Below are 16,266 nucleotides of genomic sequence, written 5' to 3' on the forward strand. Positions count from 1 at the left end.
GTTTGGAAAAGAGTGTGCGTGGTGACATTTTTTTGTTTTAAATCTTTTTTAGATTACCTTGAAAAAGGCATACAAGGGAGTCATTATGCCCTGTTGATCATTGAGATGCTTACATGATTATCATTATCTTTCATACTTATCTATTTACTCCCCAAAACATTTCGCCTCTAAGTAGTTAATCTATGCTCTTTTCAAGAATCAAAGTAATTCGGTCTAACTTTTTAGGAAGAACTCCCACTTCTCAGACGTCTTTCAATGATAGATTGCTGCCATTTTTTATAAATATTAGAAACCCTTTGATTCAGCCTCCCTCTTTTTCCCGTTAACTTTAAACTAACTTAATAGCACTTCGTTAGTTTATTTATCAACAAGGAGGTATTAGATTTTAGTAACTGTTTAAGTCCCTTCAAATCCTTTCCCTTATTCTTTTCGTTTCTTTTTGCTCCTCCAATAAATACCAAAAAAGCGTTCCATCAACATTTGGTTAACGAAACGCTCTATACATTGTTAAATTATGAATTCAGGTGTTCTTCATTTATGATGTTCAAGAATAGATCACTTTTTCTTATTAAGATAGCTTCCCTATCCACTCCATAGAAACATTATATTTCAGTGTTCTTTTGGGTTATCTTTCTATCGATCCTATTCCTCTTTGTTTTCTATCAGTACTCAAATTGGCGATAGTAGCGTCGAATTTCTAGCGGGTGGCAATTCATTTGTTCGACATAGGCATCAATCCGCTGTGTTACGCAATGCATCAATAAGTGAGATAGCACTCGGCCACGATATTTCTCACTTATTCCTGAAACAGGATAATCCTTCGTATCGATCAATGTATAGTTTGCACAAATTCTTGGCAACAATTTAGCAACTCTTTCTGATAATGGGCGTTGTTCGTCTTCTCCTAAAAACACGGTGACAGGTGTAGTTTCATCAACGATTTCCAACGTTCCGTGAAGAAACTCAGCAGCATGGATCGATTTTGAACGCAACCAGCTTTGCTCCTCCCAATAGCACATAGCATAAGAATAGACAGCACCCCATTGATTTCCTGCACCGATAAAATAATGCATCGCATCGTGACGATGTTTCTCCGCAAATGCTCGCCCAAATTCATCCGCCTGCTTTTCAGCTTCTACTAATCCTTTTGCTAAATATTGATCCAATTCTCGATAGTAGGCGTCGTAATCAGGAAAATCCCCATGGTTTTTCATCAATCGATCGGCAACCATAAAGAATTTGATTTGTTCGGTTCCCGGTGCAGGATACGTGATGACATGATCACATTGTTCCGCCAAAATACTGCCTTTTGAATCAATAAATCCTAGTAATGTCGCTCCTACTTTTTTGATTTCTTCAACTGCTTTAACCACTTCTTGTGTCGTTCCAGTAACAGAGGACAAGATGACTAACGAGTCTTTGGTCAAACGACGGTTGCCGGTTGTATAATATTCTGCCGCATGTTGGACGTAAACCGGTAAGTCACTTTTTCCATTAATGTAAGTGACAGCTTGCATCGCAGAAGCATAGGTACCGCCAATTCCTAGATAATAGATGGCGTCAAAGCCTTTTTCGTCAATGGCGTCGACTAATTTTTCAACTTCTGGACGTAACGCTAACATTCCTTGGATATCATCAATTTGTTGTTGTTCATTAAATTTCAGCATCTTTTCCACCTCTAAATTTTACTTTTTAGCACTTGATCAAAGTCATCAAAAATACGTTTACTCAAATCGATCCCTTTAGCAGCAGCCCCGAGAGAGGAGAAAATTTGGAACGGAATCACTAAGAGCAAAGAAGAAAAAGTTTCTTCACATGCAACATCCAGCCCAAGTGTATCGGGATTCTTTGCCGCTGCTGTGGTGATCGTATAAGCTTTTCCCACATGGGATGCTAAATAATCATGCAACAGTTGGGCTCTTGATTGATTCGGGCTTGGTGCTTCAATAAAGAAAAGCACATGTTTATGGTTTGCTTCAAGATACGGCCCGTGCATATACGCTTCCAATTCAAATCCTTGCGAAGGCACTCGAATCGTTTCTGTAAATTTCGTTTCAAATTCTTTAGCGGTTCCCCAGTTTGGCCCATAACCGACTGCCACAAACCGATTCGCTAGTTTAAAAATACTTGCGTTTTTCTCAAAAAAATCAATTGTCTTAGCAATGACCTGAGGAATGGCTTCAATCATTTCCTCTAACTGATTTTTGATCATCGACACTTGGTCGTCGGATAATATACCTTTACTGTAGCCAATAGATACCCCCATTAAATAGAGTTGCAATACTGTTGCTACATATCCTTTGGTCACGAATCCAACGGTCTCGATCCCAGTTCCTAGATCAATGCTTTCGTTAACTTTTTGAGCAAGGGGACTTTCGGGATCACTGCTTAAACCGATCGTATAAATATCTTGCTTGGACAACTGCGCCACTGCATCTATCGTAGAAGCACTTTTTCCGCTTTGTGAAACCGCCAAAACTGTTTCTATATCTTTAGAAAGATTTCCGTAATGGTTAAAGTGGTATGGCTCTTCAATCGTGACAGTGATCTGCGCTAATTTCTCCATTGCGTACTTTGCTGCTAAACAGGCATTGGCAGAAGAGCCCGTTGCCAAAATCAGTAAATTCTCGATTGCAGCTCTTTTTTCTTCTTTTTTAGGAACAAACCCCTGCAAGATCTCAACTAGTGTTGCTTGCTCTTCTTGTATATAGTCCATCATCGTTGCCACAACAATTCCTCCTTAAAAGAGTCCAATCAAGGATCCTAAAATACCTACGACTGCTAATCCCAGCAGAATAATTAGCGGTTTGACTTCTTTTTTCAAAAGATAGAAGACAGCCCCAAAGGCACCCAATGACAATATTTTCGGAACGATATCATCAAAGATGCTTTGAACCGTAACTGCATTTTCTCCTGAACCAATCTGCAACGGAATGTTGATATCGATCATCGTAGCGGTCATTCCTCCTACGACCATCAAACCAATGATTGCAGCACCATAGGTTAAACTTTCCATCAAACCGTTTTCCTGAATTTTCTTTAAAAATCCTGTCCCAAGTTTATATCCCCAACCAGTCGAAAAATAACGAAATAGTAGATGAGGAACATTGAAAATCACTAGAAACAGAATCGGACCTAGGATATTTCCTTGTAATGCCAATGAAGTTCCTACCCCAGTAGCAATTAGCCGCAACGTTCCCCAAAAGAAGGAATCACCGATTCCCGCTAAAGGCCCCATCAAAGAGGTCTTGATGTTATCGATCGCTGAAGAATCAAAATTTGGATCATTGACATTTTCTTCTTCCATCGCCGCATTGATTCCTAAAATAAGCGTGACGATATGCGGGGTCGTATTGAAAAATTCCAGGTGACGTTTCAACGCATCGGCCATCGATTCTTTTGTTTTGTAGAGTTTCTTTAAAATCGGAATCATCGCATAGACATAAGCTAGGTTCATCTGTCGCTCATAGTTCCATGAGAACTCCATTTGAAATGAACGCCAGAAGACACGATTCAACTCTTTTTTGGTAATTTCGGATTTCTCATTAGAAGTCTTCATCATCATCTAGTACCTCCCCTGAAGTCATTTGAATAGATTGCCCTTGTCCACGAATGTTTCTTAAATTCACGACTACAACAGCCGTTATTGCTCCGAAGATTGCAATCCCTGTAACAGGAATCTCTAAATAAGCTGCTAATGCAAAACCTAAAAAGAAGTACGGTGCAACTTGTTTGTTAATCAGTAACCTAGCCAACATGGCAAATCCAAGGGCGGGAATCAAACCAGTTGCGGCAGATAGGCCGTTCTGTACAAAGGCTGGAATCATAGCCAATAATTTACTAATCGTATTGCTGCCTACCATAAAGGAGATCGTCACTACAAGGGCTAACATCAGGGATAAGCCAAAACCTGCTAATAAGTGCATTCGTTCTACACCTTTGTAGTTTCCATCAGCCGCGTACAAATCGGCTTTTTGGTTCATCATTGGGATAAGCAGCCCCAAGTAAACATTTTTCAAGATAAGGGTCAAGGTAGCGATTGGAAGTCCCAACAGTAAAGCCGTCTCGGTTCCCGCTCCTGCCGTAATTGCGAAAGCTGTGCCCAGAATCCCTCCGGTTACGACATCTGGTGGAATAGAAGCACCGACAGAAAACGAGCCAATAAAAGCTAATTCAAGTGTTGCACCCATAATAATTCCAGTGTTTATGTCCCCCAATACGATTCCTGTAAACAACCCAGTGACAATCGGACGCGACAGTAATGACGTTCCTAATGCGTATTCAGACTGCGCAATAAATGCAACAATTCCAAGTAATATTGCTTGCAGCATCTCTTTTGCTCCTTTCTTTATAAAACATCTTCGACAGCGACTTTTTTATCCGAAGGTACTTGACGGATATCGATAGCGATTCCTTTTGCAACCATTTTTTTCAAAAGTTCTTCTTCTACTGGTAAAACATTGACTGCTTTGCCAATATTTTTAGAGCCTTCTTTGGCTTTGATCCCACCTAAATTGATTTTGTCGATCTCTGGACAGTTTTCTGCTAACTTATACGCATCTTTGATGGAATCAACTACGATGAATAATTTGTATTTATCCGTCACACCGCTTTGCAGGGCATGAATTGAATCCTCAATTGATTTGATCACCAGTTTTACGCCTTGCGGTTTTGCTAATTTGATCGTTGTCTTACGAATATCATTTGTCGGTACATCATCATTGGCAATCAAAATACAATCGGCGCCTAAATTTTGGGTCCAAGAAAATGCGACTTGGCCATGTAATAGCCGATGATCGACTCGTGTCAAAATAATCATGTCGTCCCTCCTAAAATTCTTCTTCTTCGATTTCTTTTGCTATACTATCATTGCAAAACTGGATCATCTCTTTCGAATTGGCCAGCGTTTGGTGGATCGTTTCTGAGATTGCACCTCCTCTTTGAAATTGTGTCGTCAATTCAATCAGCAATGGCAAATTCAAACCTGTAATCAAGTAAAAATTTGGTTGTTGGATATAACGCAAAAATTCATTGTTCACGCTACCACCGAAAATATCTGTGATAACGATCACTTCAGAATGTTTATATGTTTGCATCAAGGTATCCACCGTTGTCGTCAGATCAAATGTTTCTTCCACATAGCAGTCAATCGCAAAGACTGATTGTTTTTTACCGCAGATAAGTTCTAACGAATGTAAGATTCCTGATGCAAATCGTCCGTGTGATGCTAAAATAACGATTTGTTCCACTGCTTTCACCTCACTTTGCTCCAAGTTACACTTTACTAAACGCAAAAAGCGTGCCAAAAAAAGTGGCACGCTTTTCTTATTGATTAAAAATCCGCTTCACCCATTGAATAATCAGTGTTTCCAAATAAAACATCATAAATGTAGCAAACTTCAGATTCCGGTATCGCGACACTGTAAACCTTCTCAATGACACTAAACGCTTTTTTGATTTCATTCAGCTGTTTTTCATGACACTGGAGTAATGTGTCGCTGGCATGATAATTATCAATAGCTTCGTTTCGAATAAGGCGCTCAATCAAACAACTCGTATGGACAAACAACGCAAGTTTGCGATCATTGGTGATTCGTTGCTGCCACATGCGTTCCAGATCTCCCGCGAAAAATTCCATTTGGGAAATTACTTTTTCTGTATCTAGAATCGTGACCGATTGAATCACTCGATCCAATGAAAAGTTTCTTACTAATTGATTGTTCACGTAGGCAATCATCTCTTCATCCAATTCTTCCTTTAGCCAACTTAATAACACTTCTGTCCCAGCGCCTGAAATCAGTTCTTCTAAAGAAATAAAGGGAGCCAGCTCTTGGCGAGGTTTAGTGGTTCCTATAATACCAACAACATCATAAGATGTTAATATTTGTTTCATATGTTCACTATTTTCCAAATGGTTGAATTCATAAGGAAGGATCCGAATCTGTAAATGATCAGGAATACTTTTTTCTAATAAGGTGGAGATTTGAACAGCGGTTCCAATTCCAGTCGAACAAGTCGTAATGACAACTTTCTCTTTTTTAACTTTTGGAAGAATGATCTCCCATTCATTTTGGTGGTAAGCATTTACCCGCTCAGGAATCTCTCTCAACGAAACGTGCTGCTGAATGCATTCTCCGACAGCGATGGCTACACTTGTCGTTACATTGTTCATCATGACAATCGGTACCGTCAATTCTGGGATATATTGATAGACTTCTTTCAAAGAACCCATGTCGAACAAGACAACGAGTCCATTAGATACATCGTTTTTCTGAATATATGCAGTGATCCTTTCCGCAATTTGCTTAGGAGTAACTTCTAATGGCATATCAAAAGATTGAAAAAACGATTCATTCAGTAAACGGTTCGCAACATTTGCGATACTGCTGGCAGTTGCATAGCCATGGGCTACTATGATGCTTCGTGGAAGCAACGTTTCTTTGGAATATCCCATATCATTGATATAAAGTGCAAAAATGATTCGGTCCATACTCGTTAGTTCAATATCCAATGCTTTTTGCACTAGCCCTAACAGATTTTCGGTGTAGCGGTCACTTGTAGAATAATGCTTTTTAACACTTTTCAATAGGTTTTCTGTCAATAAAAACTTTTCTTGATCATCTGGCAGCCATTCCACATTTCTCCGCAGCCATAAATAATAACTGATCGTATAGACCATGCTGCCGTTAAAGCTGATTTGGAAGGAATGCTCGATCTGCTCCATCATTCGCTGGACATGCTCGGTCACAAAAATCATTGTCCGTTGCTTTTGTTCTTGCTTATGATCAAACAATAAATTTTCGAACAGCCTTTCGATTACTTGAGAAATAGGATCAGCGGCAGCTGCAAAGTCCTGCCCTGCCTGGACATAATTGAGTAGGATCTGTTCATACGTTTGAATGATCTGTTGTTGTGCGGGTTCACTTTCCACAGTCAACTGCTGGATTTGCATTTGCCCATCAATCAGAACTGGTTCCATCGTCGCTAGTTCATTGGGTTCATCTGTTAATTGCAGTAAATGTTCTGGTAAATGATAGACCGTGACCGCTATTTTTAGGGCTCCCCGTTTTAGACTGGCGGTGTAGCTTTTGGCGGTAATGATTTTTATCGTGCTTTTCAATTCCCCGACGTTTCCCGAAAAATGACCGGTTGTCAGGATTTCGATCACTTGAGGTGAGATTTCCAAAGGCAGGCCGATTCGTTTTTGTTCCTCATAGAACGCTTGCAAAATCAGCTGTTTCCGTTCGGAAATCGTCCGTTCTACCAAAGCAGGCAGTGTTGCTTGAATTGGGATTCGTCGCAAAAAGGTTGTTAGAAATGTTTGTTTCAAATCTTCAGTCGTCGCAAACACCAGCCGACAATCCACTGGGGTTGACCGGCTCGTATCCCCCATTCGATAGATAACTCCCTGATCCATAAAAGTGAATAATTTTTCCTGTCCTTCGGCATTCAGTCGATGAACTTCATCTAGGAATAGTACCCCCCCGGCTGCTGCTTCAAATGCACCTCTACGATTTTCTTCTGCTCCAGTGAAGGCTCCTTTCACATGTCCAAATAAATTACTCGTCAATAGCTCATGGTTATTGGCATACTGCGCACAATTGATCGTGATCAGCGGAGCATCGCTCTCTAATAATTCATTTTCCACACAATAATGATGGAACATTTTTACAAGAAAACTCTTCCCAGTTCCACTTTCCCCCGTCAGCAAGAAGGGAAGCCCACCATTTGGATAGAAGGCTGCCATCTTGATCTGTTCAATCACTTCTGCCAGACTACCTTTGCTACCGATTACACTGGAAAAAAAATCTTCTTTTCGATCAAAAAAGGGCTTTTCTGCTCCAACAGCAGCTAGACTATCATATACGTTTTGGGTTAAGGGATAATTTTGGATTTCAAATGCCTGTTTATGAAAAAAATACACTGGCCGGGTAGTAATTTTTACTAGATGGCTTTCTTCCGTTAACTGATTTAAATAGTGACTGATCGTGTTTCTCTTGACTGAAAACTTCTCGGCGATATCCTTTGCAGTGAAAATATCGCTTACATTTTCGATAGAGAAAAAAGCTGTTTGATTTTGTAAGTAAGCAAGTAATTGTTCTTTCATCGTCGTTCTCCTTATCCTCTTTATCTGATTATCATAACTTAACAGGCTAAGATTTACTATACAATGAATAATAGGGCAATTATTCTTTTAAACCACAAAAAGTAGCATCCTGAATAACGATTGCTACTTTTTATTCTGTATATAATACTTATGTGACAGTCAGTAAATAGTTCTATTACTATTTCCGATTCATTTATGTTCGCTTAACACTATTAATTTCAATCCGATAGCACTATTCACCACTTCAACTTCAACTCCATCTTTTACCATATTGGTGAGGATCAGTGGTCCCTTATTTTTTTTGATCCAAGCGCCAATTACCCTTATTAGAGTTCGATCCATTTTTTTCAGTTATTTTTGTGCTGAAGTCATGGGCACGTGACATAAGTTAACTAGTTACGCTTTCCAGATTTGACTTTACACAACTTATTAGTCCTTATTGACAAAGAGCCAGATTCTTGCTTGTTTCGCATTAGTAAACAAAGAGGCTCGTAAGTACTTTAATAAGACTTACGAACCTTTTTCGCTTTTCTGTCTCATAAGCGGACTCACTACTTCGCGTCACTTTTTCTCAGTAGCGATCATTCCACATACAATGTCACAAATTTTGCATGGTCAATCTTTTCAAGAGTGACGGCATTATTTTCCACCAGAAGTGCTTCTTTCTTAGCTTCTTTTAGATTGACTGTTTCTACTACGTTCACTGGATGGTTGAATGTGATAGTCGCATGTCCCACTTCATCTAAAAGCCCATTGTATAGACGCAAAATGTAACCTGAACGCTCTTCCGCCTTTTTCAATACACTCAAGGTTAGATTGCCATTGATCTCAAAAAGACTAAAGTTTGTCGGCAAAGTTGGCTCAACCGATCCTAAAGTAAAAATCAATCGGGAATTCAGGAATTCTGCGTATTGATAAAGAGTGATCGGTGTTACTGCTTGTTTGGCACGTTGTGCGACATTTGCTTGGTCAAATCCCTGAGCAAAGTAAGCAATGGAGAAATCAAAATGCATCGTTTTGTGGCACTGTGCAGCTGGTGTCTCAATCACTGATTCTCCTGAAGCACGCCCTGGGCGATACAGTAGATTCTCTTTCCCCATGAAGCCATAGGTCCGGAAAATGGTTAAGCGAATCGTATCAAACGCTTCTCCCACAATCTCATATTCACGTACCCCTTGGGGCATGACTGCTACGCCATGGGACGCATCGAATAAACCGACAAAGGATTGACAAGTTTCTATGGCAATCGGTTGCTCATTCCATTGCTCTTTATTGGTTTCCCAAAGGGCCATTTCTTTTTCAAATACAACTGGGCGCTCCAACGTACCAAACTGTTGGTCAGCAAGCGAAAATTTCGAGGAAATCCCAGTATTAAATAGCACACATACCCGATGACTGTCCACTTGTTGGTTTTCAACCGTTAATTTGAAATCAATTTGTTGTGATTGTTTTTTCAACACCATCGTCAATTGGATCGGCAGTGGAGATGAGACTTTCTTTTCTGCACGTTCAGCTAAATCCTTCGGAACCTTCAACGTGTAAGCTACATAGATTTTCTGATAAATCTCTGATTGCTGAATGGTGATCGTTGGTTGCGCATCAATTGATGAAATCACAAAATCTTTCACAGGTGGTGAATAATTGAATGAATCACCATCGTCGCCATTTTCTTCAATGATCCCTTGGTTTTGGTAAAGCACTTGATTGGTTTTATCAAGAATATCCAAAGAACCATTGTTATTGACAGTGATCTGATAGTACTCATTTTCAACCGTATTGGTTTTAACATCCTGCAATGGTGCGCTTGTATCACCTTTCAAATCAACCGTCAGCTGGGTATACCCCATACTCGGCACATCCGTCGTTTCTAAGGCAATCTTCGCTTTATAGACTTTCTCCGGCAAATAGATTTCCTTGACTGGATTTAAAATATTTCCTTGATTCAAAACATACTCCGTTTGGTCGGTAAGCTCTAAAATCGTATAAGGCAACGCCTGACCAGCTTGATCAAGAATCGCAAACTCTTTTTGTGGCAAATAAACCTCTGCTTCAATGACCCCATTGCGCCTTGTATCATAGGTATTGAAGAGCGTGAAAGTAATTTCTTGTGCTTGTGGGTTATTGATTGCAGTAGAAATCTGTCGTAAAGTCAATTCGACAAGATTCATGGAAATATCTCGCGCCTGCTTATAGCGCATATAGATATCTTCATTGGTCGTATCAGAAACACAAGAACCAATGGAATCATGCGCCGCATTTTCAAACATTAACTTCCAAATCTCTATGACTGTTTCCACGGGGTACTCAAATCCTAATTGCATGGCCATCGTTAAGATAGGCTCCATGACATTGACTAAGTAATGTTGGATCTGAGTGTTCATCGCCTTCAAATCAGGACGTGAAGAAAAAATCGTTTTATGGATTCGCATCAATTTGCCATTGATCAGTTCACCGGCGATTTCTTCCAACTCAGGATGGCCTTCTTTGACTGCGGCAATGTATTTTTCAATCGTTGAAAATTGTAACTCATACTCATCCTCATAAAGTTGATTCATTCGATCAACTAATTCTGGAAGATTTTCTCTGACTGGTGCTTGGTCGAAACCATTTGGAAAATACACTTGATCGGTAGCACTGCGTCCCCAAGTCGTTTTAAACGGTTCTTGATGTAAGAACTCTGCTAATTCTGCTTCTCGTTCTGGAATGGCACCGCCAATGTAGTACCCACTTGGGATCTGGTAGACATTGACCACCGAACCATCTTCTCCACGCCATTTGTACTCTGTATATTTAACGTCGTCATCACTGACACCACGCCAAAACATCGTATCATTGATACCAAACTCACGATAGATTTGTGGCATACTGGCTGCTTGGCCGAAAGAATCTGGGACGTACCCAACATTCATGTATGTCCCGAAATCTTCACAAATTTTCATGCCGTATAACATATTCCGAACAATGCTTTCTCCCGAGATCACTAATTGATCGGTTTGAGTGTACCATGGGCCAATGATCAACTTCCCTTGTTGAACAAGTTGTTGAATCCTTTCTTTGTCCTGCGGACGCCACTTCAAGTAATCATCTAACAGCGAAGCCTGTCCATCTAAAATGAAGCTCTCATAGGGATCATCCTTTTCTAGTTGTTCAATGACTTTTCTTAAATTGTGCATCAAATAGATTTTCGAGCGACTTGTAGTAAAATACCATTCGCGATCCCAATGACTGTGGGGTACGACATGTACTGTTTTTTTCATTCAATCATTCCTCTCCCGTTATTAAAAAAGGCACGTAACGATGGTTGTCGTTAGTGCCTATTAATTTTTCTCAATTTTTTTACCATCTGGTACGCATAATTTGTTCCTTACGTAAAATATTTCGAATTTTGCCATTTTCGTACAAGCTAAAAGCGTTCTTAGAAAATCATCTGCTCGTGCCTTTTCTTTCGCTACTATTTAGCTAATCGGCTTTGTTACTCAATTTTCAAAGCTCAATTCAATATCATCAAGCGTAATGTCTTCTTTTTGTTCTTCTTGCTTATTGAAATTCACAAATAAAGGAGCGACAAAACCGATGAAAGCAGCTCCTGCAAATAGTCCAATCAAATACGCCCAACCGTTCCCAACAGTGAAGAAGCCATAAATCCCTCCAACAGGCGGCATTTTGTCATACATTCCTAACGCGATCCCCAAACCTGAAGCGATTGCTCCTCCCAACATGTTGATCGGTACAAGCCGTAATGGATTGACTAATGTAAAAGGAATTGCTCCTTCTGTGATTCCGATAAAGCCCATAATAAAGTTATTACGGCCAGCATCCAATAGCTCTTTATTGAATCGATTTTTGTGGAATAAAGTTGCTAAGGCGTATCCAAATGGCACCGCACAAATCGCAACATTTACGATAATTGCTGGTAAATACACACCTTCAGCTAGTAAAACATTTCCTGCCATCCAAGCAGCTTTGTTTACAGGCCCCCCTAAGTCAGAGCCAATCATTGCCCCCATGATGACTGCAAGCAAAATTTTGTTGACGTCGTTTTCAATCATGGTTCGAATCCATTCAACCAAGCTAGTATTAATCCATGCCAATGGCTCAGAGAGTAATGCGCCCATGACGATCGCTACGGATAATGTAGCAATCAAGGGTAAAATGACCAGCGGCATCACTCCAGCAAATGACTCCGGTAATTTGATATGTTCTTTAGCCCACTTCACTAAGTATCCTGCTAAGAACCCAGCAATAACTGCCCCTAAAAAACCAGCATTTGTGCTAGAAGCGACCGCACCGCCGATAAAGCCGGCCCCTAAAGCAGCTTTATCTCCAACAGAATACGCTATAAACCCAGCTAAGACAGTATTGATCAAACCGATTCCTGTCCACCCTACTTGTTCAATCAAATAAAGCGCATGTTTAAAGCCTTCAGTGCCAGCATAAGGATCTAAGCTTGTTATCCCCATACCAAGAGCAATCATTTTCGGAATGGCAACAACTAGTGAAGCGCCAATAATCAACGGCAGTACAAAACTAATTCCACTCATCAAGTGGCCTTTTACATCTGCTAGAACTCTTTTCATCATCCTTGCCTCTTTCCTTTAGTTTGCGTTTCTTTGTTCCACAGCTGCGACACATTTCTTTAGCACCGCTTCCGGTGCTTTGATACACGTATTAATATTTACCCGAATTTGCGGTTTTCCTTCAAACCGTTCCATCCCAACAACTTTTTGATCAGTCGCTAAAAGTAAGAAATCTGCTTCTTTTGCTTCTGCTGCAGTGATCTCGTTGACTTGCCCTAACGAACCTTGCTGTTCGATTTTGACCTCATAGCCCAGTTTCACACCAGCTTTTTCTAAAGCTTTTGCGGCCATCGGTGTATGTGCCAATCCTGCTGGACAGGCGGAAATCCCTACTATTTTCATATGATTTTCTCTCCCATCATTTCCTTTTTGATCAATTCTGCTAAATAAGCTTTATCTTTCGATTGTTGAATCTGCTGGATGAATGTATCTTCAAGCAACGCTGTTGCTAGGCGACTCAACATTTGCAAATGCACCGTTCCTTCATCTTTTTTAGGAACCATCAAAGCAAACACATTTTTGACTGCAGAATCATCGAAGGTTTCCCATTCGATGGCTTGTTCTAAGCGAATAAACAAAACGGTCGGTTTCAAAACCGGTTCAGCTTTTGCATGCGGAATAGCAAAGCCTTCTTGTAAGCCAGTTGAATATTGTGCTTCCCGTTCAATGAATGCCGCATATGTGTCTGTTGCATCGGTAACGATTCCGGATTCATAGGCATGATTCGCAATCACGTGAAACAGTTCTTCTTTTGATCTAACAGCCACATTCAAGAGAATATTTTTTTCCTGAAAATCCATCTCATCTGCTCCTTTCCTTTATTCTAAAACCATCATAGTAATTCGTGTGGTTTATTTTCTGTACACGTTTAATTTACGGTTTCTGATACAAGATGTAAACACACCAAATTTCCAATTCAAGTGGCAATCATTAGTAAAGCGTTTTCCAAAATGATTGCCAACTCTTCTGGAAATTTTCAGTACTAGTGAAGCATTTCATTCTTATTCTTTCTATTGTATGATGAGGAAGAGCACGGAGGTGAAACAATTGTCAAAACTTGCTTATCAACGATTAGATGATCTATTGGAAGTATTAACTAGACAAACGGTGCCGCTACCAATGAAGGAGTTAACGAAAAACTTCTCGATTTCTGAACGAACGGTTCGGACAGACATTGCGAATTTAAATGATTTATTAACAAACGTGGGAGCCTCCATCAAGTTGATTCGAGGGCAAGGCTATTTGTTGTCCATTGGTTCAAAAGAACAATTTCATGACTGGTGGACAGAAAGTATGTCAACCACAGAGTTCTTTCTAACCACTAGTGAAGAACGACAAACCTACCTACTTTTCCTATTATTCAAGAATGAAAACCCTTTATCCTTGGATGATTTTCTCGATCGGTTATTTATTAGTAAAAACACATTTTACTCATACTTAAAAACGGCTCGAGACAATTTAGCCACCTATCACTTAAAAATAGTAAATCGTCCAAATATTGGCTTTGAAGTCTTGGGTAACGAATTCGCCAAGCGTCAGGCTATCAGTGATCTGTTAATTGAAAAAGATCTACAAGAGTACTTGATCGGTTTTACAGAAATGGAACTTGAGTTGTTTGATACGATCAATCTAGTCCACTTACAAGAATTGGCATTAAATCATCTGGCATCCTTAGACTTGTTAGACTCTGACTACTATCATAAAAACATTCTTTCTCATTTTGCTTTAGCAATCAGCCGCTTTATAGCTGGCCATGAGATCAACGAATTTCCCTTGCATGTGCCTGCGCTCAAAAAAGACGCCCAGAAAGTAGTTGGTCATTTCTTAGAAGAAATCGATCATGCATTTGATATACAATTGACTGCAGGAGAAAAACAATACTTTATTTACTATCTTGCGATGAATGCACCACGTTTAGTTGAAACTGGCGATTCAAACGATTCTTCCACAGAAACTGCTAAAGCTATCGTCGAAGAATTACTAACTGCGATCAAACAGACGTCAAACTATGCATTAGAGACAGATAAGATGCTAATAGAAGATCTGACTTCTCATATAGAAGGTTTTATCAATATGAATCTAATGGATGCACGCCGCAGCAATCCATTACTGGCAACGATCAAAAAATCTTTTCCACAGGCTTATGATTTATGTTTGACCCATTTAGAAACGGTAAGCATGAAACATGGTTTTTATTTTTCTTCTGATGAGATCGGTTATATTGCTTTGCACATCGCAGGTGCTATGGAAAGGAGTTCTATCAGAAATCATCATAAACATCGCGTCATCCTTGTTTGTGGAACCGGTCGAGCCATGAGCCGTATTATTGAAGCGAAAATCATCAAGCACTATCAAGAAACGGTCGAAGTCGTTGATCGCTTTTCTTATGTTGAACTACAACAATGTGATCTTTCTGCAATTGATTTTGTAATCACAACCGTTCCATTAGAGCTGTTTTCTGTTCCTTCAATTTATATCAACATGGCACAACTAGACAAGGAAATCAGCAAAATCGAATCGTTCATTGAAACACTAAGCGAAGCAAAAAACGGCATCTATTCATTGTTTCAAGAAGCATTTTTTCTTCATGAAAATCATGCAGATAAAGAGACCCTGTTAGAGAAAATGGCACAGCAATTGTACCAAAAAGATTTTGTGCCAAAAGATTTTTATGACAGTGTGAAGAAACGAGAAGCAATCAATCAGACGAATATCAACGAGTGGTTAGCTATCCCCCATCCCATGACATTGATGGCGAAACGCTCGGTTGTTTCAGTGGCAATCATTCCAGATGGCGTTGATTGGGGAAATGGTGACTTGGTTAGATTTGTCTTTCTCTTTGCGATACAAAAAAACGAATATGAAGAGACAGAAGAAATCTATAGTCTTTTATTAGAGTTGATGGATCGTGAAGATGTTCAACAAGCAATCTTGCAAAAAAGTGATTATCACCACTTTTTGAGTTGTATGAAACAATTATAAAAAACTGGGATCACCGCTAGTAGCTTTACACGTCTAAATCAATCAGATGACTGGAACAGTGTTAAATTTGGCACAATGATCTTTTTAGCTCATGCAGCTGATTTATCACTTGATAGATTCGTTGATTATTTACAGACAAAAAAAGAGTCTTCTGCCAATTAAATGGTTGAAGGCTCTTTCTCTGAAATCAACTCACTGGGTTTTCATGCTTGTAAAGCAATCATTTTTTTGATGGTATGGAGTACCGCATCTTCATCGTTCGACTTTGTCACAAATTGTGCAACTTCTTTGATTTGCTCAAAGGCATTGCTCATCGCAAAGCTGTAAGCGGCACATTCTAATAACTCGACATCATTTAGACCATCGCCAAATACCATGGTTTCTTCTGGTGTGACGTGGAGAATTCTTTGCAATTCTGTCACTGTTGTTCCTTTATGGACATTAAGATTTGAGATATCGATCCAAGCGGCTTCTGAAGCAACGATATAGGCTTTTTTTTTTAATTTTTCCAATTGTTTGACATGTTCAAAACAGTTTTTTTTCGGATCAAACACGGTGATTTCCAAAAAAATGACTTTACCGAAACAGTTTTTGTTTCAG

Annotated in this window: 12 protein-coding genes and 1 pseudogene; 1 reads left to right on the top strand and 12 read right to left on the bottom strand. The window is 39.7% G+C overall.

Annotated elements, in window-relative coordinates:
• Nucleotides 1–662: 662 nt before the first annotated feature.
• The 11 genes from HZ311_RS05245 to HZ311_RS05295 all read right to left on the bottom strand — a co-directional run bounded on the left by HZ311_RS05245 (nucleotide 663) and on the right by HZ311_RS05295 (nucleotide 13,484).
• Entirely contained in the window at nucleotides 663–1,667 is a 1,005-nt protein-coding gene (locus HZ311_RS05245) for an SIS domain-containing protein (protein ID WP_010734334.1), read from the bottom strand.
• An 11-nt stretch (nucleotides 1,668–1,678) separates the two neighbouring features.
• Nucleotides 1,679–2,728: an SIS domain-containing protein gene (locus HZ311_RS05250; protein WP_023520316.1), complete on the bottom strand. Its 1,050-nt coding sequence runs from the start codon at nucleotides 2,726–2,728 to the stop codon at nucleotides 1,679–1,681.
• A gap of 12 nt (nucleotides 2,729–2,740) precedes the next feature.
• Entirely contained in the window at nucleotides 2,741–3,559 is an 819-nt protein-coding gene (locus HZ311_RS05255) for a PTS system mannose/fructose/sorbose family transporter subunit IID (protein WP_175401369.1), read from the bottom strand.
• Entirely contained in the window at nucleotides 3,546–4,331 is a 786-nt protein-coding gene (locus HZ311_RS05260) for a PTS mannose/fructose/sorbose/N-acetylgalactosamine transporter subunit IIC (protein WP_023520318.1), read from the bottom strand. Before HZ311_RS05260 ends, HZ311_RS05255 begins: the two co-directional genes overlap by 14 nt.
• 17 nt (nucleotides 4,332–4,348) lie before the next feature.
• A complete protein-coding gene (locus HZ311_RS05265) occupies nucleotides 4,349–4,819 on the bottom strand; it encodes a PTS sugar transporter subunit IIB (protein WP_010734330.1) in 471 nt (156 codons plus the stop codon).
• Between the two features lie 10 nt (nucleotides 4,820–4,829).
• Nucleotides 4,830–5,249 carry a PTS sugar transporter subunit IIA gene (locus HZ311_RS05270; RefSeq protein ID WP_041684509.1) on the bottom strand — a complete coding sequence of 140 codons (420 nt, stop codon included), beginning with the start codon at nucleotides 5,247–5,249 and terminating at the stop codon, nucleotides 4,830–4,832.
• Nucleotides 5,250–5,332: 83 nt separating this feature from the next.
• Nucleotides 5,333–8,107, bottom strand: coding sequence for a sigma 54-interacting transcriptional regulator (locus HZ311_RS05275; protein ID WP_010734328.1), 2,775 nt, complete (start codon nucleotides 8,105–8,107; stop codon nucleotides 5,333–5,335).
• Nucleotides 8,108–8,688: 581 nt separating this feature from the next.
• A complete protein-coding gene (gene mngB, locus HZ311_RS05280; protein ID WP_178946519.1) occupies nucleotides 8,689–11,364 on the bottom strand; it encodes a mannosylglycerate hydrolase in 2,676 nt (891 codons plus the stop codon).
• A 219-nt stretch (nucleotides 11,365–11,583) separates the two neighbouring features.
• Nucleotides 11,584–12,684: a PTS fructose transporter subunit IIC gene (locus tag HZ311_RS05285; RefSeq protein WP_010734326.1), complete on the bottom strand. Its 1,101-nt coding sequence runs from the start codon at nucleotides 12,682–12,684 to the stop codon at nucleotides 11,584–11,586.
• Between the two features lie 18 nt (nucleotides 12,685–12,702).
• Nucleotides 12,703–13,026, bottom strand: coding sequence for a PTS fructose transporter subunit IIB (locus tag HZ311_RS05290; protein WP_005225262.1), 324 nt, complete (start codon nucleotides 13,024–13,026; stop codon nucleotides 12,703–12,705).
• Nucleotides 13,023–13,484, bottom strand: a complete 462-nt coding sequence (locus HZ311_RS05295; protein WP_010734325.1) for a PTS sugar transporter subunit IIA — start codon at nucleotides 13,482–13,484, stop codon at nucleotides 13,023–13,025. Before HZ311_RS05295 ends, HZ311_RS05290 begins: the two co-directional genes overlap by 4 nt.
• 247 nt (nucleotides 13,485–13,731) lie before the next feature.
• Between HZ311_RS05295 and HZ311_RS05300 the strand changes: the two genes are divergently transcribed.
• Nucleotides 13,732–15,666 carry a BglG family transcription antiterminator gene (locus HZ311_RS05300; RefSeq protein WP_023520324.1) on the top strand — a complete coding sequence of 645 codons (1,935 nt, stop codon included), beginning with the start codon at nucleotides 13,732–13,734 and terminating at the stop codon, nucleotides 15,664–15,666.
• A 203-nt stretch (nucleotides 15,667–15,869) separates the two neighbouring features.
• Here HZ311_RS05300 and HZ311_RS05305 read toward each other — a convergent pair.
• Nucleotides 15,870–16,235 (bottom strand): annotated as a pseudogene (locus HZ311_RS05305) (HAD hydrolase family protein); the annotation flags it as partial.
• Nucleotides 16,236–16,266 lie beyond the last annotated feature (31 nt).

It is taken from the genome of Enterococcus mundtii, from assembly GCF_013394305.1.
Taxonomy (GTDB): domain Bacteria; phylum Bacillota; class Bacilli; order Lactobacillales; family Enterococcaceae; genus Enterococcus_B; species Enterococcus_B pernyi.

Excerpts from the sequence above, each read along its gene's own strand:
- HZ311_RS05255 (WP_175401369.1), bottom strand. The coding sequence starts at position 3,559 with ATGAAGACTTCTAATGAGAAATCCGAAATTACCAAAAAAGAGTTGAAT.
- HZ311_RS05260 (WP_023520318.1), bottom strand. The coding sequence starts at position 4,331 with ATGCTGCAAGCAATATTACTTGGAATTGTTGCATTTATTGCGCAGTCT.
- HZ311_RS05245 (WP_010734334.1), bottom strand. The coding sequence starts at position 1,667 with ATGCTGAAATTTAATGAACAACAACAAATTGATGATATCCAAGGAATG.
- HZ311_RS05285 (WP_010734326.1), bottom strand. The coding sequence starts at position 12,684 with ATGAAAAGAGTTCTAGCAGATGTAAAAGGCCACTTGATGAGTGGAATT.
- HZ311_RS05275 (WP_010734328.1), bottom strand. The coding sequence starts at position 8,107 with ATGAAAGAACAATTACTTGCTTACTTACAAAATCAAACAGCTTTTTTC.
- HZ311_RS05265 (WP_010734330.1), bottom strand. The coding sequence starts at position 4,819 with ATGATTATTTTGACACGAGTCGATCATCGGCTATTACATGGCCAAGTC.
- HZ311_RS05295 (WP_010734325.1), bottom strand. The coding sequence starts at position 13,484 with ATGGATTTTCAGGAAAAAAATATTCTCTTGAATGTGGCTGTTAGATCA.
- mngB (WP_178946519.1), bottom strand. The coding sequence starts at position 11,364 with ATGAAAAAAACAGTACATGTCGTACCCCACAGTCATTGGGATCGCGAA.
- HZ311_RS05290 (WP_005225262.1), bottom strand. The coding sequence starts at position 13,026 with ATGAAAATAGTAGGGATTTCCGCCTGTCCAGCAGGATTGGCACATACA.